At 33.1% G+C, this 20,273-nt stretch carries 22 protein-coding genes, 1 tRNA gene and 1 pseudogene; 15 read left to right on the forward strand and 9 right to left on the reverse strand.

Annotated features, from left to right (window positions below):
- Positions 1-156 precede the first annotated feature (156 nt).
- Genes nrdE through nrdH form a run of 3 tightly spaced genes read right to left on the reverse strand, consistent with a single transcriptional unit; the run spans position 157 to position 2,900 of the window.
- Positions 157-2,316: a class 1b ribonucleoside-diphosphate reductase subunit alpha gene (gene nrdE / locus ACYSNW_RS16145; RefSeq protein ID WP_461746237.1), complete on the reverse strand. Its 2,160-nt coding sequence runs from the start codon at positions 2,314-2,316 to the stop codon at positions 157-159.
- Positions 2,297-2,674, reverse strand: coding sequence for a class Ib ribonucleoside-diphosphate reductase assembly flavoprotein NrdI (gene nrdI / locus ACYSNW_RS16150; RefSeq protein ID WP_461746239.1), 378 nt, complete (start codon positions 2,672-2,674; stop codon positions 2,297-2,299). The genes nrdE and nrdI overlap by 20 nt, the downstream gene beginning before the upstream one ends.
- A gap of 1 nt (position 2,675) precedes the next feature.
- Positions 2,676-2,900 carry a glutaredoxin-like protein NrdH gene (nrdH, locus tag ACYSNW_RS16155; protein WP_461746241.1) on the reverse strand — a complete coding sequence of 75 codons (225 nt, stop codon included), beginning with the start codon at positions 2,898-2,900 and terminating at the stop codon, positions 2,676-2,678.
- A gap of 414 nt (positions 2,901-3,314) precedes the next feature.
- Here nrdH and ACYSNW_RS16160 point away from each other — a divergent pair, with 414 nt between their 5' ends.
- From ACYSNW_RS16160 to ACYSNW_RS16180, 5 genes are all read left to right on the forward strand, one after another.
- Positions 3,315-3,782 carry a FeoA family protein gene (locus ACYSNW_RS16160; RefSeq protein WP_461746243.1) on the forward strand — a complete coding sequence of 156 codons (468 nt, stop codon included), beginning with the start codon at positions 3,315-3,317 and terminating at the stop codon, positions 3,780-3,782.
- 2 nt (positions 3,783-3,784) lie between these two features.
- Positions 3,785-5,938 (forward strand): ferrous iron transport protein B, encoded by a 2,154-nt coding sequence (gene feoB, locus ACYSNW_RS16165; RefSeq protein WP_461746245.1) that lies wholly within the window; start codon positions 3,785-3,787, stop codon positions 5,936-5,938.
- A gap of 13 nt (positions 5,939-5,951) precedes the next feature.
- Positions 5,952-6,086, forward strand: a complete 135-nt coding sequence (locus tag ACYSNW_RS16170) for a FeoB-associated Cys-rich membrane protein (protein WP_461746246.1) — start codon at positions 5,952-5,954, stop codon at positions 6,084-6,086.
- A 149-nt stretch (positions 6,087-6,235) separates the two neighbouring features.
- Positions 6,236-6,308: transfer RNA gene (locus ACYSNW_RS16175), tRNA-Lys, on the forward strand.
- Between the two features lie 202 nt (positions 6,309-6,510).
- Entirely contained in the window at positions 6,511-6,921 is a 411-nt protein-coding gene (locus ACYSNW_RS16180; RefSeq protein ID WP_461746248.1) for a GNAT family N-acetyltransferase, read from the forward strand.
- A 352-nt stretch (positions 6,922-7,273) separates the two neighbouring features.
- Here the strand turns inward: ACYSNW_RS16180 and ACYSNW_RS16185 are convergent, their stop codons facing one another.
- Both ACYSNW_RS16185 and ACYSNW_RS16190 read right to left on the reverse strand, forming a co-directional pair.
- Complete coding sequence (locus ACYSNW_RS16185; protein ID WP_461746250.1) at positions 7,274-7,483, reverse strand: hypothetical protein; 210 nt, start codon at positions 7,481-7,483, stop codon at positions 7,274-7,276.
- 143 nt (positions 7,484-7,626) lie between these two features.
- Positions 7,627-8,145 (reverse strand): annotated as a pseudogene (locus ACYSNW_RS16190) (DUF6609 family protein).
- Between the two features lie 158 nt (positions 8,146-8,303).
- On the opposite strand from ACYSNW_RS16190, the gene ACYSNW_RS16195 reads away from it, so the two are divergent.
- The 3 genes from ACYSNW_RS16195 (at position 8,304) to ACYSNW_RS16205 (ending at position 11,511) form a co-directional block, all read left to right on the forward strand.
- Positions 8,304-8,435 carry a hypothetical protein gene (locus ACYSNW_RS16195; RefSeq protein ID WP_461746252.1) on the forward strand — a complete coding sequence of 44 codons (132 nt, stop codon included), beginning with the start codon at positions 8,304-8,306 and terminating at the stop codon, positions 8,433-8,435.
- Positions 8,436-9,062: 627 nt separating this feature from the next.
- Positions 9,063-9,776, forward strand: coding sequence for a potassium channel family protein (locus ACYSNW_RS16200; protein WP_461746254.1), 714 nt, complete (start codon positions 9,063-9,065; stop codon positions 9,774-9,776).
- 283 nt (positions 9,777-10,059) lie between these two features.
- Positions 10,060-11,511, forward strand: coding sequence for a DUF1958 domain-containing protein (locus tag ACYSNW_RS16205; RefSeq protein ID WP_461746255.1), 1,452 nt, complete (start codon positions 10,060-10,062; stop codon positions 11,509-11,511).
- Here ACYSNW_RS16205 and ACYSNW_RS16210 read toward each other — a convergent pair whose 3' ends face one another.
- Complete coding sequence (locus ACYSNW_RS16210; protein WP_461746257.1) at positions 11,512-11,889, reverse strand: hypothetical protein; 378 nt, start codon at positions 11,887-11,889, stop codon at positions 11,512-11,514.
- Between the two features lie 98 nt (positions 11,890-11,987).
- Here ACYSNW_RS16210 and ACYSNW_RS16215 point away from each other — a divergent pair, with 98 nt between their 5' ends.
- A complete protein-coding gene (locus ACYSNW_RS16215) occupies positions 11,988-12,530 on the forward strand; it encodes a GNAT family N-acetyltransferase (protein ID WP_461746259.1) in 543 nt (180 codons plus the stop codon).
- A gap of 139 nt (positions 12,531-12,669) precedes the next feature.
- Here the strand turns inward: ACYSNW_RS16215 and ACYSNW_RS16220 are convergent, their stop codons facing one another.
- Complete coding sequence (locus ACYSNW_RS16220) at positions 12,670-13,194, reverse strand: phosphatidylglycerophosphatase A family protein (RefSeq protein WP_461746261.1); 525 nt, start codon at positions 13,192-13,194, stop codon at positions 12,670-12,672.
- 65 nt (positions 13,195-13,259) lie between these two features.
- Here ACYSNW_RS16220 and ACYSNW_RS16225 point away from each other — a divergent pair, with 65 nt between their 5' ends.
- Positions 13,260-13,502, forward strand: coding sequence for a DUF1450 domain-containing protein (locus tag ACYSNW_RS16225; RefSeq protein WP_461746262.1), 243 nt, complete (start codon positions 13,260-13,262; stop codon positions 13,500-13,502).
- Positions 13,503-13,694: 192 nt separating this feature from the next.
- Here the strand turns inward: ACYSNW_RS16225 and ACYSNW_RS16230 are convergent, their stop codons facing one another.
- Entirely contained in the window at positions 13,695-14,708 is a 1,014-nt protein-coding gene (locus ACYSNW_RS16230) for an NAD(P)/FAD-dependent oxidoreductase (RefSeq protein WP_461746263.1), read from the reverse strand.
- Positions 14,709-14,928: 220 nt separating this feature from the next.
- Here ACYSNW_RS16230 and ACYSNW_RS16235 point away from each other — a divergent pair, with 220 nt between their 5' ends.
- Both ACYSNW_RS16235 and ACYSNW_RS16240 read left to right on the forward strand, forming a co-directional pair.
- Positions 14,929-15,516: a peptidylprolyl isomerase gene (locus ACYSNW_RS16235; RefSeq protein ID WP_461746265.1), complete on the forward strand. Its 588-nt coding sequence runs from the start codon at positions 14,929-14,931 to the stop codon at positions 15,514-15,516.
- Between the two features lie 228 nt (positions 15,517-15,744).
- Entirely contained in the window at positions 15,745-16,605 is an 861-nt protein-coding gene (locus tag ACYSNW_RS16240; protein ID WP_461746266.1) for a hypothetical protein, read from the forward strand.
- Positions 16,606-16,768: 163 nt separating this feature from the next.
- Here ACYSNW_RS16240 and ACYSNW_RS16245 read toward each other — a convergent pair whose 3' ends face one another.
- Positions 16,769-17,935, reverse strand: a complete 1,167-nt coding sequence (locus tag ACYSNW_RS16245) for a MalY/PatB family protein (protein WP_461746268.1) — start codon at positions 17,933-17,935, stop codon at positions 16,769-16,771.
- Positions 17,936-18,118: 183 nt separating this feature from the next.
- Between ACYSNW_RS16245 and ACYSNW_RS16250 the strand changes: the two genes are divergently transcribed.
- The 3 genes from ACYSNW_RS16250 (at position 18,119) to ACYSNW_RS16260 (ending at position 19,548) form a co-directional block, all read left to right on the forward strand.
- Entirely contained in the window at positions 18,119-18,487 is a 369-nt protein-coding gene (locus tag ACYSNW_RS16250; protein WP_461746270.1) for a CvfD/Ygs/GSP13 family RNA-binding post-transcriptional regulator, read from the forward strand.
- Positions 18,488-18,551: 64 nt separating this feature from the next.
- The gene (locus tag ACYSNW_RS16255; protein WP_461746272.1) at positions 18,552-18,923 is read left to right on the forward strand and encodes a hypothetical protein; all 372 of its coding nucleotides are present in this window, start codon (positions 18,552-18,554) and stop codon (positions 18,921-18,923) included.
- A 112-nt stretch (positions 18,924-19,035) separates the two neighbouring features.
- On the forward strand, positions 19,036-19,548 hold the full coding sequence (locus tag ACYSNW_RS16260) for a GNAT family N-acetyltransferase (RefSeq protein ID WP_461746273.1): 513 nt from the start codon (positions 19,036-19,038) through the stop codon (positions 19,546-19,548).
- Positions 19,549-20,273: the final 725 nt, after the last annotated feature.

Below are 20,273 nucleotides of genomic sequence, written 5' to 3' on the forward strand. Positions count from 1 at the left end.
CCTAGAAAACAAAGGCGTCTTGAAGTATCGTTCGTATTCAGTCTTTCAAAGCAACTCTGTAGGAAAATAGAGAATCTTCAAGTGAATCAACAATTGATTCACTTTCAGCTTTCTAATTTTCACCAGAGCTAACTGCGTTGAATTGCTTTTCGTTTTCTAAATTACACAGCTTTCGCACTGGTTGCTACCGATTTCTTCGGCATCGTCTGTAAAGGTACGTACGTAATAAATTGATTTGATTCCTTTATGGAAAGCATAGTGACGTAAGATATTTAAATCTCTAGTTGTTTGTTTCGTTGTTTCTTTCCATTCGTAAAGACCTTCAGGAATTTCAGAACGCATAAACAGTGTTAAGCTCATCCCTTGATCAATATGTTGTTGTGCAGTTGCATAAACGTCAATCACTTTACGCATATCCATATCGTACGCAGAAGTATAGTAAGGAATCGTATCATTTGCCAAATAAGGAGCTGGATAGTAGATTTTCCCGATTTTCTTTTCTTGACGTTCTTCGATCATACGAGTAATTGGATGAATACTTGCACTTGTATCATTGATATAAGAAATTGAACCGTTTGGTGCAACGGCTAAACGATTTTGATGATACAGCCCATCTTTTTGGATTGCTTCACGTAATTGTTGCCAATCTTCAGCTGTTGGAACAAAAATATCTTTAAAGATTGCTTTGACTTTTTCTGATTTAGGTGTAAAATCACCTTCGATATATTTATCGAAATAAGTTCCATTTGCGTAATCAGATTTTTCAAAGTTATCAAATGTTTTATTATATTGTTTTGCAATATTGTTACTCTCTACTAAAGTCCAATAGTTCAATAATGTGAAGTAAACATTAGTAAAATCAAGGGATTCATCAGAACCATATTCCATATGATTTTTCGCAAAGAAGGTATGCAAGCCCATTGCGCCAAGTCCAATTGTATGACTTAAACGATTGCCATTTTGAATCGATGGAACAACATCAATGTCAGAAGCATCGGTAACAAACGTTAATGCACGAGTCATCGCACGAACCGATTTTCCAAAATCAGGGCTGTCCATTAAATTAACAATATTTGTTGAACCTAAGTTACAACTAATATCTGTTCCAAGTACTTCGTATTCTTGTTTTCCATTTAATACAGAAGGCGTTTGAACTTGTAAAATTTCAGAACACAAATTACTCATGATTATTTTACCATCAACTGGATTTTGTTTGTTTGCAGTATCAATATTGATAATATAAGGATAACCAGATTCTTGTTGTAATTTAGAAATTTCATTTTCTAAATCACGTGCTTTAATTTTACGTTTACGAATATTAGGGTTTGCGACTAAGTTATCGTATTCTTTCGTAATATCTATATAAGAAAAAGGTACGCCATATTCACGTTCGACACTATAAGGACTGAATAAGTACATTTCTTCATTATTTCTAGCTAATTCATAAAATTTATCTGGAACCAAAACTCCTAAAGAAAGAGTCTTCACACGGATTTTTTCATCAGCATTTTCTTTTTTAGTTGAAAGGAACATTTCAATATCAGGATGAAAAACGTTTAAATAAACAACTCCAGCTCCTTGACGTTGTCCTAATTGATTTGAATAACTAAAACTATCTTCAAATAATTTCATCACAGGAACAACACCACTAGCGGCACCTTCATAGCCTTTGATAGGAGCGCCTGCTTCACGTAGATTTGCTAGCGTAATTCCAACACCGCCGCCAATACGTGATAGTTGTAGCGCGGAATTGATTGAACGCCCAATGCTATTCATATCATCTGTTACCTGGATCAAAAAGCAAGAAACCAGTTCTCCGCGTCGTTTGCGTCCAGCATTTAAAAATGAAGGTGTCGCTGGTTGATAACGTTGATGAATCATTTCGTCTGCTAATTCCATTGCAAGTTCTTCATTACCATCCGCAAAATAAAGAGCATTAAACGCAACACGGTCTTCATAAGCTTCTAAATATTCTGTGCCAGCATTATTTTTTAATGCATACTGTGAATAAAATTTATAAGCTGCCATAAAGGATTTGAACGTGAAATTTTGTTGATCAAGAAATGTATATAATTTTTCGATAAAACTCATTGAATATTTTTTAATAAATGCTGACTCAATATAATCATTTTCAATTAGAAATGTAATTTTTTCGGCTACACTAGTAAATTGTTTCGTATTTGGAACGACATTCTCTGCAAAAAAAGCTGTTAAGGCTTCTTTATCTTTATGCAAAGGAATTTGACCGTCGATTGGTCGATTAATCGCATTATTTAATTTAAAATAACTGACTTCTTTAATTTCTTTCAGACTCAATTTGATTCACTACTTTCTTAAAGGATTCCACATCTTCGTTAGTGCCGCTAAACTCAAAAGCAAAAAGCATAGGTACATGATAATCACGGGCAATATCTTTAGCTGTGTAAACAAATAATTCGGCGAAATTCCGATTACCGCCACCAGCAACTCCTTTTAAATTGTCCCGATTACTTTTATAATCAAGAAAATCATTAACTACTTCAGTAATGTCTAAATCATAAGTAGGAACAACTAGTATAAAAGGTTCATTTATCTCAAAAAAAGGATTCGCAGGCTCAATTTCATAAGCTGGCAAATCCAATTTTTTTATAAAGCGTCTTGTTTGTCCTGTAACTGTAAAATACACCAGTTTCATCTTAGCTAGCCAATTGTTTCAATTGGTCTGGGCGGAAACCAATAACAGTTGTAGCATCAGAAGTAACAACAGGGACACTTTGAAATCCTTGTTCTTTTAACCACTCGATTGCCTCAGGTTGAACATCGATATTTACTTCTTCAAATGCAATATTATTCTCGTTTAAAAAGCGTTTCGCCATTTTACATTGGATACAATTATTTTTAGAAAAGATTTTTACGTTCATTTTTCATTCCCCCTCAAATTACTTACAAGAATTAGTATAAATCTATCTGGGAAAAAGTCAACAGTTAAACACTATATATTGTGGTCATTTTTTTAGCTACCACTAGTTTTTGTGTTTTTGAAAAAAGAATGAAAGCAAGTCTATTCTGATTTTTTAGGCAATAAGACGTAAAAATGGTTGTTAGAAAATCAAATTATTAAATTTTGATGTGAGAAAAATAGAATCAAAGACACAAGATATAGTGTTTATTCGTGAGAGAAAACACAAGACAAAATCACTTATGAAAAAAACTCATATTATATAGTAAGAAAAGATATTGACAAGTGTTGAACAAGCGAGTATTCTTAATGAGAACGATTATCAATTTCAGTTGTATTTCTTGTTGAATTTTTTTCACAAAGGAGGATGAATACCATGCTGACATTAGCAAATGCTGAACACAGCAAAGCGTATGTTGTTGAGGATATTCAAGCAGAAGAAGCGACCAAGAAACATTTAAATAATTTAGGTTTGGTACCTGGCGCAACGATTGTGTTAATCAATGATTCTGGTGAAAATGGCATTGTTTTGCTACATAATAGCCGGATAGCCATGAACAAGTCTATTTTGAATCACATAATCATTACAGAACAAGAAGATAGCACAGAACATTGGGTTTCTTTAGATCAACTAAGCGCAGGAGAAAATGCGCAAGTGGTTGGTGTTCATGGTCAAGGAGCAATCAAGCGTCGTTTGATGGATATGGGAATTACAAAAGGTGTCAATATTCTAGTTAGAAAAAGAGCACCGTTGGGAGATCCAATTGAAATTAATTTACGTGGGTATGAATTAACATTAAGAAAAAGTGAAGCGGAATTAGTATTGGTCAAGAAAGAAGGGTGAACATGAAAGAACTGCATATCGCATTAGCTGGAAATCCTAATAGTGGGAAAACAACAGCATTCAATGCTTTGACGGGTGCAAATCAATATGTTGGTAATTGGCCAGGGGTAACAGTTGAACGTAAAGAAGGAAAGTTGAAAAAAGATAAGAAGATTACGATTCAAGATTTACCAGGAATTTATTCATTGTCCCCATACACTCCGGAAGAAATTGTTTCAAGAGAATATTTATTAATTAATAGACCGAATGCTATTTTGAATATTGTCGATGCAACCAATTTAGAGCGTAACCTTTATTTGACGACTCAATTGATGGAAACAGGAATTCCAGTCGTGGTTGGCTTGAATATGATGGATATTCTGGCAAAAAATGGCAAGAAAATCAATATCGAGAAACTTTCCTATGGTTTAGGCGTAGAAGTGATTGGGATTAGTGCAATCAAAAATCATAAATTAGATGAAGCTGTCATCAAAGCAATTGATGCTTCTAAAAAAGAGCATGCAACAGATAATTATCCAACGTACGATAATCGTCTTGAAGCAGCTTTAAGCGAAATCAAAAAAATGATTACGGACTGTGTTCCTGAATCGCAAATGCGTTGGTTTACGATTAAGTTATTTGAACGTGATGAAAAAGTAAGAGCTGAATTAAAACTGACGGAAACCCAACAAGAAGTGATTGAAGAAATTATTACCATGACAGAAAAAATCTTTAATGATGATAGTGAATCAATCGTGATCAATGAACGATATGAATTTATTGCCCGTTTGACGGCATTATGTGCTATTGAAAAAGAAGCAATCAGAATGAATACGAGTGATAAAATCGATCAAATCGTAACGAATCGCTGGTTAGCTTTACCGATTTTTGCTTTCATTATGTGGCTGGTCTATTACGTATCTATTCAAACAGTAGGAACAATGGGAACGGATTGGGTTAACGATGAACTATTTGGAGCAATTATTCCAACGAATGTAGGAAACTTACTTGAAAGTTGGCAAGTCGCTGATTGGATGCAAAACTTGATTTTAGATGGAATCATCGCTGGTGTGGGTGCTGTATTAGGTTTTTTACCACAGTTAGCAGTATTGTTCTTATGCCTTGGCTTTTTAGAAGATTGCGGGTATATGGCTCGAATCGCCTTTGTGATGGATCGTTTATTCCGTAAATTTGGTTTGTCAGGAAAATCTTTTATCCCAATGTTGATTGCGACTGGCTGTGGTGTTCCTGGCGTTATGGCAAGTCGAACGATTGAAAATGAAAAAGACCGTCGAATGACAATTATGGTCACAACATTTATGCCATGTTCAGCAAAACTACCAATTATTGCTTTGATTGCTGGTGCTTTTTTCCCGCAAAGTAGTTGGGTTTCACCATCTGCTTACTTTGTCGGAATCGGCGCAATCATTTTATCAGGTATTGGGTTGAAAAAAACAAAATTATTTTCTGGAGATCCAGCACCTTTTATTATGGAACTGCCAGCCTATCATATGCCGCAAATTAGAGGCGTTGTACGTCACGCATATGACCGGAGTAAAGCATTTGCCAAAAAGGCAGGAACGATTATTTTTGTTTCAAGTATTTTGATTTGGTTTACCTCTAATTATTCATTCACATTCCAAGCTGTTCCGGAAGAACAAAGCATTTTAGCGAATATCGGGAAAGTGATTGCACCGATTTTTGCGCCGTTAGGATGGGGACATTGGCGTGGCGCTGTTGCAACAATCACTGGTTTGGTCGCTAAAGAAAATGTAATCAATACTTTTGGAATCCTTTTTGGTCATGTAGAGGAAGTATCTGAAAATGGCGTCGAAGTTTGGGGTGCGTTGCAAGCTGCCTTCACGTCAGTTGCTGCCTATTCTTTCCTAGTCTTTAACTTATTATGTGCGCCATGTTTTGCCGCAATCGGAGCAATTAGCAGAGAAATGGGCGACCGAAAATGGACGCTAGGAGCGATTGGTTATCAATGTGGGCTAGCTTATGTTGTTAGTTTTATCATTTACCAAATTGGGCATGTTGTCTTTGAAAAGGGAACATTTGGTGTAGGAACGGTTGTTGCTTGTTTATTGCTTGTTGTCATCAGCTACTTGTTAGTAAGAAAACCAACAACAAAAACACCTACCATTGTCCCTATAACTGTTTTGGGAAAAGAATAGGAAGTGAAAAAATATGCTAGCGACTATTTTATTAGCAGCACTTATTTTTGGTAGTGCAGGCTATATTATTTATTCGCGTATTAAAAAGGGCAAGACGTGTGATGATTGTCATACAACCTGTCCTGTAAAAAAAGAACAACGAGAATAACGCTTAAAATAAAGCCTAAAGCTTTTGAACGATTTTTAGCTTTAGGCTTTTTATGCTTCTAAAGTAAAACGATCATTTACTTAGAAAAAATGAACTTATTCTTGAATAAAAGCGATACAGGTGCTACAATAACTAGGTACTAAAAATTTGGGCCGTTAGCTCAGTTGGTAGAGCAGCTGACTCTTAATCAGCGGGTCATGGGTTCGAGCCCCTTACGGCCCATTGGGTGCCAAACCCACGAGAATGGTATTCTGTCGGTGTCTTAGGACATTTCGAAGACGGAATACGCATTCTCTTTTTTTGATTAATCACGTTTGATAGTTATAACTTGAAATTTATAGACATTAAAGAATAAGAAGAATGATGGTAAAATTATAGTATATAGTAAAGGAAATATTAGGTAGATTAAGAAGGAGGAATAAAAATGGAAGTAAGTTATTTAGAACAAACACCAACAGTCGAAGAATATTTACTGATGAGAGAATTAGGCGCACTATCACCTAAAAGTAAAAAAGGGGCCGAAATAGGCCTTAAGAATTCTTATTATTGCATAAGTGTTAGAAATAAGTTGGGTGAGCTTGTTGGAATGGGGAGAATTATAGGAGACGGAGGAACAGCGTTTCAAATAGTTGATGTTGTAACCAAACCTGAGTATCAGAAAAAAGGGATTGGAAGTAAAATAATGAACTTATTGACAAAGTATTTAGAAACTGTTGATGAAAAAGCATATATTAATCTTATTGCAGATGAAAAAGCTATAGGTTTATACAAACGTTATGGCTTTATAAGTGTAGAACCATCCATAGGTATGAAGTGGCCTAGGGAATCAAAGTAGATATAGCCAAAAATAAATCTATAGAGTGAGTATGTTCTATGCAATTTGATAGAACGTACCTGTAATCCTTTTATTGAGCACACTAAAATTAATAATTTGAATAGAAAAGAGCGTGTACTATGAATCAAACTAGAAGTAATCACAACAAAAAAACTGAATCTAAAATACAAAATTTTGATAATTGTTTTATTGGTAATTATTATTTTACTTTTATTTAGAGCAAATAAATATTGGGGCAGACAATTAATAGAAAGCAATCAGTTGTATTGGAATAAGCAAGAGAAAAAAATTTGCTCAATACATGAATTGTTCAATTGCTAGAAATTTTTAGTTGAATTATTTGAATTTAAAATTAGAGTGAGTCAAAAATTTCCTCTAAAATCATATTCAATGTAACTTCGTCAAAAGGTTCTGTGTCAGCTAATTGAACAGTTATTCCAAGACCAGTATCAGAATCATTCACCATTTTTTCGATGGCTGATTTTAACGAATCAGACTCAAAATAACCGATTTTATAATAATGCTCAATGATTTTACCAATTTTAGAAATAGAGATTTCCATAATGATGCTCCTTTTATATTAATGTTAATAACTAATTTTAACAAACGAAAGCAATAATATATTCTTTTAATATAACTTTAGTTAACAAAATGTTTTTTATAGTATAGCTACTATTACTGCCAAGTAAGTCTTGTTTACCAACCTTAAAAATCAATAGGACTCAAAAAAATCATAATTGTTCCAAACAAACACTTGAGGCAACCATCAACGATAAATACCATATCTAATTGATATTCCTTTACAAAAATTGCTAATAGGGCATTGAGCGTAGTAAGCAATCCTAATATACCGATCAATTTCCCATGAACTGGGATGAAGAAAAAGAAGTGAAAACCTACAGCGAGCAAGATTGCAAGCCAAATATTCGTTATGTTTCCATTGCTTAGAAAAAAACCAATAAAACAAGAAAAAGATAAAATTAAAAGACTAAGATTTGACCACATTTTTTGTTTAGGTGTAGCTACACCAACGGATAATTTTTTTCTAGTTATAGGATTTAATTAAAATACCATCCCTAAAATATATATAATGGCAAAAATAATTGGATGTTTGTAGCCATTATTCAATAAAGTAAACATTGATAAACCAACTATAACTAGCCAAATTCCACAAATTTTTTGTCTGGGGTAAAGATATCTTTGCGCTTGTTCCAAGTGATTCACATCCTAATCAACGATTTTTTTTAGTATACTCCTTATTAATTTACTTTTCAAAGCTATTTTGAGAATTAGCTCCTATAACTAAAGATTGAAATTGAAACCTATAATGATATACTCAAAGTAAGAAAACGCTTTTATAATCGAAAAGGAGTGAGTGTGTCATGGGTAAAATTTTATTCTCAGTGGTTATGTTAGTCCTTGTTATTGTTGGTTTTGTTGTCTGGGTTAGGATGAGTAAAAAATCTGAAAATACAATTGATACGATTATTCAATTTAAAAATCGATTTTGCTAATGATGTAAGACTGCAAAAATGTGCTTTTTGGGCACCTTATGGTGAGATGGGCTACAGAAGTTTTTGTTGTTTAGGGAAAGAAAAATTGAATCAATTAATTCTTAAAGATTTAAATGTCAACAAGCAGGACTTTGAAGTGATAAATCCTAGTGAAAATTATTTGTCTAGCTCTATGATGAGATAAATAAGTTCTATTTATCAATATTAGTTGTGAGATAGAGTACTATTGTGTATTTCTAAAGTAAGTAATTAGAATAATTTAGCGATTGATCAGTGCTTATAAGAGTATTAACTAATAAAACTAAAAAAGTATAGTATTTATCTGTGAAGTTGAATAAGTACTATTTTTTTTGTTGTAAATCAATTTATTTTTTATCGTTACCAAGCTATCAAAATTCCCCCACTATTAATACAATATGATATGATTTAGACACAAACTACTTAACTGCAGAAAAGATTTTTTAATGCATACCTATGCTGTATTTTGTAAAAGACAATTTGACACCGTCAATGTGTTAGTAGATCGTAATACGTTAAAGAGAATCTTGAAAAATGAAGAGCAATCTAAAAAAATTTTTCTAATAGCTAAATGGTCTAATTTGATTTTAAAATGGGAGCTGAATGATTTTGGATAAAAAACTATTTCATAAACTGTATATTGTGAGTGATTTTATTATTACTTTATTCTGGATAATGCTATTTATCTTAAGTTTAGCTGGTGTGATTGATTTAAATAAATATCCGTTCAATATTATTGATACATCAATTCTTATCGCCTTTATTATCAGTTATATCGTCCGATTTATACTAGCTGAAAATAAACGGCAATATTTTATCAGCAATATCTTCAATTTACTAGCGATTATTCCATTGAATTTGCTTAATATAGGAATTATCGGAAAGTCAAATCGTATTTTTCGAGTAATTAATTTGTTGGCAAAATTAGGGCACAACAAAAATAGTATTCTTTATAGAAATGGCTTTATTTACGCATTGTATGCAAGTGCCTGTATTGTGTTCGTGGGAAGTGGATTTTACAGTATTGTTGAAAATATCAGTTATAAAGATAGTGTCTGGTGGAGTATTGTAACAGTTACGACGGTTGGCTATGGTGATATTGTTCCCAAAACAGGTTGGGGAAAAGTGATTGCTTCGGTAACGATGTTGTTTGGAATTGGTTTTATTGGGATGTTAACTTCGACAATCACCAATTACTTTAAAGAGAAGAAGACAAATCATAAAAATTCAACTGCAGACAAACATGAAATTACTCAATTAAACCATAAAATTGATGAATTAACGAAAGTGGTAGAAACCTTATCAAAGAAATTGGATGATTGAGCGTGATTTTCCAATTTATATATTATCTTTCAATTTTTAAATCATTGAGAGATTGATTATTTTAAACGGAGTATGCTATTTTAACGGCTGAAACAAAAGGAAAAAAATTCCTTTTATTTCAGGCACTTTTTCGTTAAATTTAAATAGTTCCTATTAAAAAACAAAAAATTAACTGAATTTCTGCTTGTTTTGTTAGATTTTATTCAAAATACGATATACAGATTCGTAATATATAGATATACTAAAAGATAAAAGGGAATATTGAAAGAATTGGAGTGGTTGGGTGTTAAAAAGGATTTTAATGGGAATAGGATTGATAAGTTTGTTTGTTTGGTCAGTACCTACTTTTGCGGAAGAGGATGTTTTTAAAATAACGCAAGAAGCTGGCTATACAGAAGCACAGGAAATAAATAAACCAAAGTCTTCAATTATTATTGATGGAACTAATGGTCAAATTTTGTGGCAAGACAATCCTGATATGCCAAGAGAACCTGCCAGTATATCAAAAATGATGACCGTTTTTTTAGTTTTTGATGCAATTAAAGAAGGCAAGTTAACGTTGGATACCGAAATAGTAGCAACGGAAAAAGATCAAATGATTAGTCAAATTTATGCGTTAAGTAATAATAAAATTATCGCTGGTGTTGCGTATCCTGTTAGAGAATTATTGAAAATGACCATTGTTCCATCATCCAATGTTGCAACTGTGATGTTAGCCAATGCAGTTTCAGATAATGATGAAGGAGCTTTTATTCAACGAATGAATGAGAAAGCACAAGCATTGGGAATGGAGCATACTACATTTTATAACTGTAGTGGGGCGGCTGCTCGAAGTTTCGAAGGACTTTATGAACCAGAAGGGGTTGATCCTGATGGCAGAAATGTATCTACCGCTAGAGATTTAGCTACTATGGGATTTCATTTAGTAAAAGATTATCCAGAAGTGTTAGAATTTACGAACCAAGCAACGGTTACAGCAATGTCAGGAACGCCATTTGAAGAAAGTTTTGAAACCTACAATTATTCTCTACCAGGTGCCGAATATGGAATTGAAGGGGTTGATGGACTAAAAACAGGTTCAGGTCCGAGCAGTGCCTTTAATTATATAGCGACAGCTAAAAGAGGTGATACACGTTTGATTGAAGTTATTTTAGGCGTGGGAGATTGGTCGGATCAAGACGGTGAATATTATCGTCATCAATTTGGAAATGCGTTGCTTGAAAAAGCGTTCGATGAATATGACTATCAATTGATTTTACCCAAAGGCGACCATAATATTGATGGCAAAGAAATTCAGTTAGAAGACGACTTTTTTGGTGTTGTAAAAAAAGGACAGAAGCCAGTACTTAGTATTCAAGGGGATCAATTAGTCTTAAATGAACCGTTAGAACAATCAGCTACATCTATCCCGAAACTAGCAACAACTTACAAAGTAATCAGTGGCTCAGAACAGCAACAAGAACCAACACAAAATGGAACGCCTTCGCAATCACAAACAACATCACAAAAAGAAGGATCACTTTTAGAAAAAGCTAGGGAATCTATTTATCTAATTGCTAGTTCAGTAATAGGTGTTTTATTACTTCTATTGTCATTAGTATTACCTAAAAGCAGAGTTTCTAAAGATGAACGAATGAAACGAACTTCCTTGCTCGCTAAAATAGTTAGAATGATTGGTCTAGTATGTTTGTTTTTCGCAGCAGTTCAATGGGGAATAACATTTTTATCAAAATAATTAAAAATAAAACCCATGAATTCCAGTGAATGCGGGTGTAATTAAAATCTCTTTTTTAGTGATTTCTAGCTCTTGATAAAGAATTGATGAAAAATCAGCTAAACTTAAGGTTGTATTGACGCGATAAAGTTTTGTTCCGTAATCCTGCCATTCGCCTAACTCTAATAACGTAGTTGAAAATGAGATATCTGGTTTTCCTTTATCGAACAAAGTAAAAAAATCATTGATATGCTTATCATCCAATGAATACAATAAATTTTTAGGATTTCGATTGATTGGTTTTCCGAATTTTCCAAAATTTTTTCGGTTGTTTTTTAAATACTTTTGATTTTGAACAGATAAGATTGTTTTTTTAAAATCACGATTTTTTTTAAGCATTGGATCCACCTCTTGAAACCGTTTCATTTATTATAGCATAGCTTTAGTAATAAAATGTTCTTTTGTAAGAAAATTAGTAATTGAAGGAGAAAAATAAAATGATTTATCCGTATTTAAGTGGAGAAAAAGTAACACTCAAATCAATTCAAGAGAACGAGATTGAGAAGTTACTAGCAATAGAAAATGAAAGTCAATTAAGAGTCTTTGGGGATGATGATATTCCGTACCCGTTTTCTAAAGAAGCTCTAACGAAGTTTTTACAAGTAGAAGCGCCAAATCAAGTATTCGGTATTTATTTAAACGAAGATGATCGACTAGTTGGAAATATAGCAATCTATAATGTTAATCAACAAAATTTAAATTGTGAGATTGGACTAGTGATTTCAGAGTTACACCAAGGCAAAGGTCTAGGCAGTGAAGCCACTCAAATCGTAATTGATTTTATTTTTAATTATTTGCCAATGCAAAAAATCAAATTAGATGTGTTTTCTTTTAATAAGAGTGCAATCAGTTTATATCGAAAAATGGGCTTTAAGCATGAAGGAACACTTAGAAATGAATTATTTAGATTTGGAAATTTTCAAGATATGGAGTTATTTGGGTTATTAAGAACAGAATGGGAAAAATCTAAACAAGTATAAATGACATTTTTTTGGTAGAGAAAATAGTAAATTATTAAAAAATAGCTAAACAAATCTAAACTAAGTAAGTACAGGTAGCTCAAAGTACTAAAGTTAGGAGATGTTTAGCTATTTTTAGTTAGGTTGTAATTGCTTGATTTTATTGTGTAATATGACTTTTATCAGGTTGCGCGTGAGCAATCCGGCTGGCAGCTGATGCGGCAATCGCGCCTACAATATCATCTAAAAAGGTATTGACTTTAGGACCTTCATGATTATTTAATTTTTCCAGAATTCCTGGTTTTACTTTGTCAATGTACCCATAATTGGTAAAACCGATGGAACCATAAACGTTAACAATTGATAAGGCCAAAATCTCATCAATTCCATACAATCCTTCATCTTCAGCTACAATTTCTTGTAAAGGATGCAATAGTTTTTTTTCTTCAGCTAATATATCTAATTGAATTCCAGTCAAAATCGCATTATGAACTTCCCGCTTCGAAAGAACACTATCAATATTTTCAATACATGTTTCGATATCCAGGTCTGTTACATATTTTTTTTGTAAATACATCACTAGTTCTGCAATATCTTTTATTTCTACGCCACGTTCTTTTAATAGTTGTCGCGCTTTTTGTTCCAATGTGTCTCCTTGAATTACCAATCTAATCACTCCAGTCATATTTTTTAAGGATATATGCTATCAATGGTATACTATTTGCAGAGAAAAAAGCAAGGAGAAGAATAATGGAACCTTTGATTGAGTATTGCGAGCAAAATCTCGCTAAAGGAACAGATTTGTTATTATCGGATAATGAAATCAGTGAGAATAGTGATACAGTTACTTATTCTTGCATGAATGAGTGTGCCCTATGTGCGCAAACATATTTTGCTTTGTTTGAAGGAGAACGTATAACGGGTGAAACCCCCGAGATTTTAAAAGAGAAGATGAAAATAGCTATTTCGAATTGGAAGGAAGAAATGGGCTGAGCGAATTATTAGGTTTTTAGTAAAACGAACAATACAAGATAAAAAAAGAGTATGATAATAGGGAGTCGCTGAAAATAATCGAGTCAATTGAATTTTTCAGCTACTCCCTAATCATTTATAAACTGGCGTATTATCATACTCTGATTTACTTTTCATGTTATAGCTTAAAAAATAAAGGATTCCTTTATTTAATTAGCTAGTCAAGGTAGTATTTTTTTCAAATAGGCTAGTGCTATGCATTGGTTGTCTTCTTGCTTCAGGTTTAATAAAATGAAGCGCATTATTAACTGCTGTTGGTGCTTCACCAAAACCAGTTGCAATCAGTTTGACTTTACCATCGTAGTTACAAATATCACCTACAGCATAGACACCAGGAATATTTGTTGACATATCAGAATGAACTTCAATCGCATTACGACGTACATCTAAGCCCCATTCTTTTAAATGACTTAGCGAAGAAGTAAAACCATAGTTAACAATCAATGAGTCAATAACTAATTCTTCATAATTTTCATTTTTTGTTTCTTTTAACTGGATTCCTTTAAAGGCTGTTCCGTCCATGACAAGTTGATCAATAACATAGGGAGTATAAATAGCAACTTCAGAATTTTTTAATTGCTCAACACTATGTTCATGCCCACGAAACTCAGGCCGACGATGGATGATAGAAACTTCTTCAGCAACATTTTCTAACATCAACGCCCAATCGATAGCTGAATCTCCACCACCAGCAATGGCTACTTTTTTGCCAGAAAAGACGTCCATATCGGTGACATAATAATGAATTGAATCACCTTCTAATTCCAAAGCACCCTCCAAAGCAATTCGTCGAGGTTGAAATGAGCCATTTCCAATCGCAAAAATAACGGCTTTAGAGAAATGAGTCCCTTTGGTTGTTTCGATACGCAGATGATCCTTTTCTTGAACGATATTTCGCACTTCTTCTTCTAAACAAATCTCATGTTCAAAAGGAGCAATTTGTCTTTCAAGATTAGTAATCAAATCACAGGCCTTAATTGCTGGAAAACCAGGAACATCATAAATATATTTTTCGGGATATAAAGTAGAAAGTTGTCCCCCTAATTGAGGCAAGCTATCAATTAGTTTGGTTTTTGCTTTACGGATCCCCGCATAAAACGCCGCAAATAGACCAACAGGTCCAGCGCCGACAATAGTTAGATCATATATATCAAGTGGTTCAGACATTGAATTCCCTCCAATTTTTACAATGATAAAAAGTATGAAAATAATCAAAAAACATTTTTAAACGTTTTTCACAAAATAGCATTTGTACGGTCAAAAAGCAATCTTTTAGTTTGTGAAATGATTAAATCTAAAAAAAGATTTAGTCAGATGATGGTATTTTCAACGGAATTTAGTTATGATAATAACTGATAAATAAAAACGATAATAGGAGGAAATAAGCATGTCAGAATTTCCACAATTAGATTTAGCCAATAGTAAAGGACCTAAAGCAGTGATTAAAACAAACAGAGGAGACATCACTGTTCAACTTTTTCCAGAAGAAGCACCTAAAACAGTTGAAAACTTTGTTCAACTAGCGAAGAAAGGCTATTACGATGGCGTGATTTTTCACCGTGTAATCCCAGATTTCATGATCCAAGGGGGCGACCCAACTGGAACAGGAATGGGTGGCGAAAGTATTTATGGTGAAGCGTTTGAAGATGAATTTTCAAAAAATGTTTTCAATTTACGCGGTGCATTGTCAATGGCCAATGCAGGACCTAACACAAATGGGAGCCAATTTTTTATTGTCAATAACCAAAATGTACCTGCAAATATGATGCAACAATTAGAAGGAGCAGGTTTTCCAACAGAAGTAATCGAAACTTACAAACAAGGCGGAACACCATGGTTAGATTTCCGTCATACAGTTTTTGGTCATGTAGTAGAGGGAATGGATGTAGTAGATGAAATTGGTGGCGTACAAAGAGATTCACAAGACCGACCAACATTTGATGTTGTGATTGATAAGGTTGAAATCTCAGAATAATTCTTTGGCTGAACTACCATTAACAGCTAAAAAAAATTAAGAGTGAGCAACAAAAGGTCTTTTTGACATTTGTTGCTCACTCTATTTTTGTGTGAATTACTATAAGTTAGTTTGAACTGTCTGACTGCTAACTAAATTGATTCTTCATTTGTAGAGGGAATATTTACAATATAGTAATTGGTTGCTATACTAGGGTAGTAACTAGTTACTATTTTAAGGAGTGAAATAATGAAGTATAAAAAAACAATCAATACAATTGTTATTCTAATTCTCTTATTAGCAGTAAGTACAGCCTTGTATGGTGTATTCTCTAATCAATCTATTAATGAAAATCAAGTATTCAACACTCTTTTTGGAACAACAGTAACTCTCTATGGAAAAGGACTATATCATAACGAATCTGTTGCTATGGCAACACAAGTAATTGCCCAAGACCAGGTAACTTTATGTATTGTCATTCCATTTTTGATTTTTTCCTTGATTCTTGCCAATAAAAGTAGTTTGAAAGGAAAGCTGCTTTTATCAGGAATTTTAGGTTATTTACTTTATACCTATGCTACTTATTGTTTTGTGGCAGTTTATAATAATTTCTTTTTGGTATATGTTTTGCTTATGTCGTTGTCATTCTTTGGTTTTATTTTGAATATATATGAACTTATTCTATTGCGAAAAGATGTAAAATTTTCAAAATTACCGCATAAATATATTAGTTACTCTATGCTGAGTCTGGGGTTGCTTATTTTGTTAATGTGGTTAGGAAAATTGATTCCACCACTACTAAATAATGAAGTACCTAATGATTTAGAACAATACACTACATTTCCAATTCAAGCCTTAGATTTAGCAATTATTGTTCCAACTACTTTAATTACGGGAATAGCATTTTCCAAAAAAAAATTTCTCGGCTATTTATTATCGCCAGTCATTATTATAAAAGGAATTTTACTGCTCCTAGCAATTGATACAATGATGATTTCAATGTCTTTAAATGGTATCGCTGTAAATCAAATAGAGGCGCTTGTTTTTTCGTTTTTTACCTTAATTTATTGTTCGAATCTTTACCTTATAATGAAAAATTTATCTATTTAAAGCAGTATCCGCATCATTTTGATTTATGTGCTCAATTATTATTTCATTAAAAAGAAAATGCGGCGTATAAAATATACGAAAATAGGCAAAAATCTATGGAGAAAATCCATAAATTCTTACCTATCTAGATGTTCAATCAAGCGAAGTAGAGAAAGAATCGTTGCTATTCGAAAGCTTTTTCAATTCGTTTTAATCCGTCGATCAGAGTTTCTTTTGGACAAGCGATGTTGAGTCGCATACAATTTGAGCCTTCTGGTCCGAAAGAAATCCCTGCATTAAGAACTACTTTTCCCTTGTGAACCAATTTATCTTGTAGAGAAGCATCATTTAAATCTAGTCCAGAAAAGTCTAACCAAACTAAATAAGTTCCCTCTGGCTTCATAACAGTCACTTTTGGTAAGTGCTCTTTAAAGAAATCAGAAACAATTGCTATGTTTTCTTGAAGGTAGGCTAATAGTTCATTTAGCCATTGCTCTCCATAATTATAAGCTGCTTCAGTCCCAACATAGCCAAAAGAATTTATTTCATGTTGCTGATTTCTTTGTTGTACAGTGACAAATTTTCTTCTCAATTGTGGATTTTCAATAAATGCCATTGAGTTTTTTATGCCAGCCAGATTAAACGTTTTTGTGGCTGAGGTTAAAATAATAGAAAAATCCTTAAAGGTTGGGTGGACATTATTGAAGGTAGTAAAAACATTAGGTTCAAAAACAATATCTTGGTGAATTTCATCACTGATCACAATTACATCATATTTAGCGCAAAGTTTTCCTACTTCTTCTAATTCTGATTTTGTCCAGACACGTCCACCAGGATTTTGAGGGTTACATAGAATGAATAAACGAACATTATCAGCTATAATCTGTTTTTCCATTTCAGCTAAATCCATTACGAAATGACCAGCCTCAACAACTAGCGAACTACGAACAACCTTCCTACCATTTTGCTTAACTACATTTGTAAATGGAGGGTATACAGGGTCATGAATCAAGACCGCTTCACCAGGTTCCGTACAAGCTTGAACAGCACATGCGATACTTGGTACTACCCCACTATTGAATAAAATCGCTTCTTTAGGAACAACATAACCGTATCTACGTTGTTGCCAAGACTGAATTGCTTGGTATAAAGAATCAGGAGCAGGCATATAGCCTAAGATACCTTGTTCGGCTGTCTTTTTTAGAGCCTCTAAAATAGCTGGACTCGTTTGGAAATCCATATCAGCGACCCACAAAGGTAACAACTCTTTTTCTCCATATGTTTTTTCGATAGAATCCCACTTTAAAGAATTTGTATTTCGGCGATTATGAACGATATTAAAATCTGACATTAAAACCATCCTTTCTATTATTAAATAGTCATTTGAATAACATGAGTCACCTTATAGTATAATAGACTTTCAAGAAAATATGAACTGAAACTGAAAAGAAATAGATGTATTGTATGGAAGAAAGTGATATGCTTTGAGATGAAATAAAAATTAATTCTTTAAATCATGAAAAGAGGTGTCAAGATGGAGTATAAAATAGGGATGAAAGTACAAGGAACAATTACTGGGTTACAGCCATACGGCGCATTTGTTTCATTGAGCAATGATGTTCAGGGATTAATTCATGTGTCTGAAGTACAAGCAGGTTATACTAAAAGTATCCATAATTTATTGAGTGTTGGTCAACAAGTAACCGTTCAGATTATTGATATCGATGAATACTCTAAAAAGATAAGCCTATCCTTACGTACATTAGCAAATAGTCCACAACAAACCGGATATAGACGGAAAAAATATTTTACGAACAAAAATAGAAAAATTGGCTTTGAAACCTTGGAAGCAGAATTACCTATTTGGATCGAAGCAGCTAAATCAGAATTGGTTACAAAATAATTCTGTTTTTTTTCTGAAAATATGGTACAATTTTCGTAGTTTATGAAAACAAAAATTAATTGAGGTGGATATTTTGTCTAACAAAAAAGTCGCTGGTACAATCATGTTGAATCAAAAGGATGGGGCTAAAAGATTTCTGGTTCATCCCGTTGGTCAATGGAAAGAGTTTATTACAACAGAAGTCTCTAGTGATATGACAGGTCTTGCAAGTATTCTACAGTTTTTTAAGGAAGAGATTCAACTAGATGTCACTTCGATTAATTTAGTAGAGTTGACAAATGCTCATACAGGTCAAGAAAACCTACCGCTATTTGTCTTCGAAATGAGTGAGGAAGAAGAAATTCCTACTATTGATAAAAACTTTGTATGGGAAAAACCTTCAGAGTTAAAAAAATTATTAGCGTCATATGCAATTGAAGGCGTGCCAATGTTCTAAAATAGTGATTTACATAAAGTGTTTTTTGATTTAAAGCCGTAGACAAAGCAGAATACTAGTTTTGTCTATGGCTCATTTTTTAAACTAAAGAAATGAAGTGAGGTAAATAGTAATGGAAATTAGACAAGCCAAATTAGATGAAGTAAATACTGTACAATCTTTATTGCACGAAACAGCTGAATGGTTGCAGAGTATTGGTAGTAGTCAGTGGAAAGAAATTTTGGCAGGCGATGATAAACACGGACTATCACAAGCAGTCGAAAAAGGGGAAGTTTACTTTTTCTATAGTGAAAAAAATGAATTGATTGGTATGGCAGCAGCATGGAAAAAACCATCTGATTGGGATCAGTTACTATGGAAAGAAATTGGCTTTTCAGAAAATAGCTACTATATTCATCGAGTGATTATAAGACCTCAGTACAGAAAGATGCATTATGGGGATCAGTTATTAACAACGTTAAAACTTTATTTTCAATCAAAAGCTTCTGAATTGAGACTTGATTGTCTAGCTAGTAATAAACACCTGCTTAACTTTTATAGTAAAAACAACTTTAACAAGGTAGGTACTCAGAAAGATTTGAATGGCATATCATTTGAATTGTTTTCGTATATGTTTAACAAATAACCATTATATAGAAGAAGAGCTCTTATAAAATAAGGAAAAACTAAGGAATTGAAAATAAATTAAAAAAACTAGAAAAAGTTGTTGACCTATACCTGATTTATTGATATATTATTACTTGTCGCTAGGCGGGAAACACAAAGCGCTAAGTGATTGCAAAAATCAAGTCATCAAAAACAATTTTTAATTTTAAAAAAAGTAGTTGACAAATGATGAGAAACTTGATAAGATATAAAAGTTGCTGGCGAAACAAACAGTAACAAATTGAATAACAAACAAGTTATTCAAAAACATTGAAATATCAATATGAAAGTTGTTGACAAATAACGAATAAGTTGATATGATATAACAGTTGTCGCTGATAAAGTGATAACAAATCGAAACAAACTACTAAAAAGTTTTTTAAAAAAGTAGTTGACATCGAAAAAGAGACATGATATAATTTAGGAGTTGCCGCATGGCGACTTAAGTAGACCTTTGAAAACTGAACAAAGTAAGACGAACCAAATGTGTAGTTTGTTTTTACAATGGTAAAAACAAACAACAATTTTTAAAACAAGCGAAGCAATATGCTAGCAAACAAAATGAGCTTAACAATCGTAAGATTGTGTTCAACTTTTATTATGAGAGTTTGATCCTGGCTCAGGACGAACGCTGGCGGCGTGCCTAATACATGCAAGTCGAACGCTTCTTTCCTATCGAGTGCTTGCACTCACTTGGAAAGAGGA

This window comes from Enterococcus sp. LJL99 (assembly GCF_054871725.1).

Coding starts and splice junctions, on each gene's coding strand:
- ACYSNW_RS16170 (WP_461746246.1), top strand. CDS start 5,952: ATGCTAGCGACTATTTTATTAGCAGCACTTATTTTTGGTAGTGCAGGC.
- ACYSNW_RS16220 (WP_461746261.1), bottom strand. CDS start 13,194: ATGACTGGAGTGATTAGATTGGTAATTCAAGGAGACACATTGGAACAA.
- feoB (WP_461746245.1), top strand. CDS start 3,785: ATGAAAGAACTGCATATCGCATTAGCTGGAAATCCTAATAGTGGGAAA.
- ACYSNW_RS16230 (WP_461746263.1), bottom strand. CDS start 14,708: ATGTCTGAACCACTTGATATATATGATCTAACTATTGTCGGCGCTGGA.
- nrdH (WP_461746241.1), bottom strand. CDS start 2,900: ATGAACGTAAAAATCTTTTCTAAAAATAATTGTATCCAATGTAAAATG.
- ACYSNW_RS16160 (WP_461746243.1), top strand. CDS start 3,315: ATGCTGACATTAGCAAATGCTGAACACAGCAAAGCGTATGTTGTTGAG.
- ACYSNW_RS16180 (WP_461746248.1), top strand. CDS start 6,511: ATGGAAGTAAGTTATTTAGAACAAACACCAACAGTCGAAGAATATTTA.
- ACYSNW_RS16250 (WP_461746270.1), top strand. CDS start 18,119: ATGGAGTATAAAATAGGGATGAAAGTACAAGGAACAATTACTGGGTTA.
- ACYSNW_RS16185 (WP_461746250.1), bottom strand. CDS start 7,483: ATGGAAATCTCTATTTCTAAAATTGGTAAAATCATTGAGCATTATTAT.
- ACYSNW_RS16195 (WP_461746252.1), top strand. CDS start 8,304: ATGGGTAAAATTTTATTCTCAGTGGTTATGTTAGTCCTTGTTATTGTT.
- ACYSNW_RS16240 (WP_461746266.1), top strand. CDS start 15,745: ATGAAGTATAAAAAAACAATCAATACAATTGTTATTCTAATTCTCTTA.
- nrdI (WP_461746239.1), bottom strand. CDS start 2,674: ATGAAACTGGTGTATTTTACAGTTACAGGACAAACAAGACGCTTTATA.
- ACYSNW_RS16260 (WP_461746273.1), top strand. CDS start 19,036: ATGGAAATTAGACAAGCCAAATTAGATGAAGTAAATACTGTACAATCT.
- ACYSNW_RS16235 (WP_461746265.1), top strand. CDS start 14,929: ATGTCAGAATTTCCACAATTAGATTTAGCCAATAGTAAAGGACCTAAA.
- ACYSNW_RS16215 (WP_461746259.1), top strand. CDS start 11,988: ATGATTTATCCGTATTTAAGTGGAGAAAAAGTAACACTCAAATCAATT.
- ACYSNW_RS16245 (WP_461746268.1), bottom strand. CDS start 17,935: ATGTCAGATTTTAATATCGTTCATAATCGCCGAAATACAAATTCTTTA.
- ACYSNW_RS16225 (WP_461746262.1), top strand. CDS start 13,260: ATGGAACCTTTGATTGAGTATTGCGAGCAAAATCTCGCTAAAGGAACA.
- ACYSNW_RS16210 (WP_461746257.1), bottom strand. CDS start 11,889: ATGCTTAAAAAAAATCGTGATTTTAAAAAAACAATCTTATCTGTTCAA.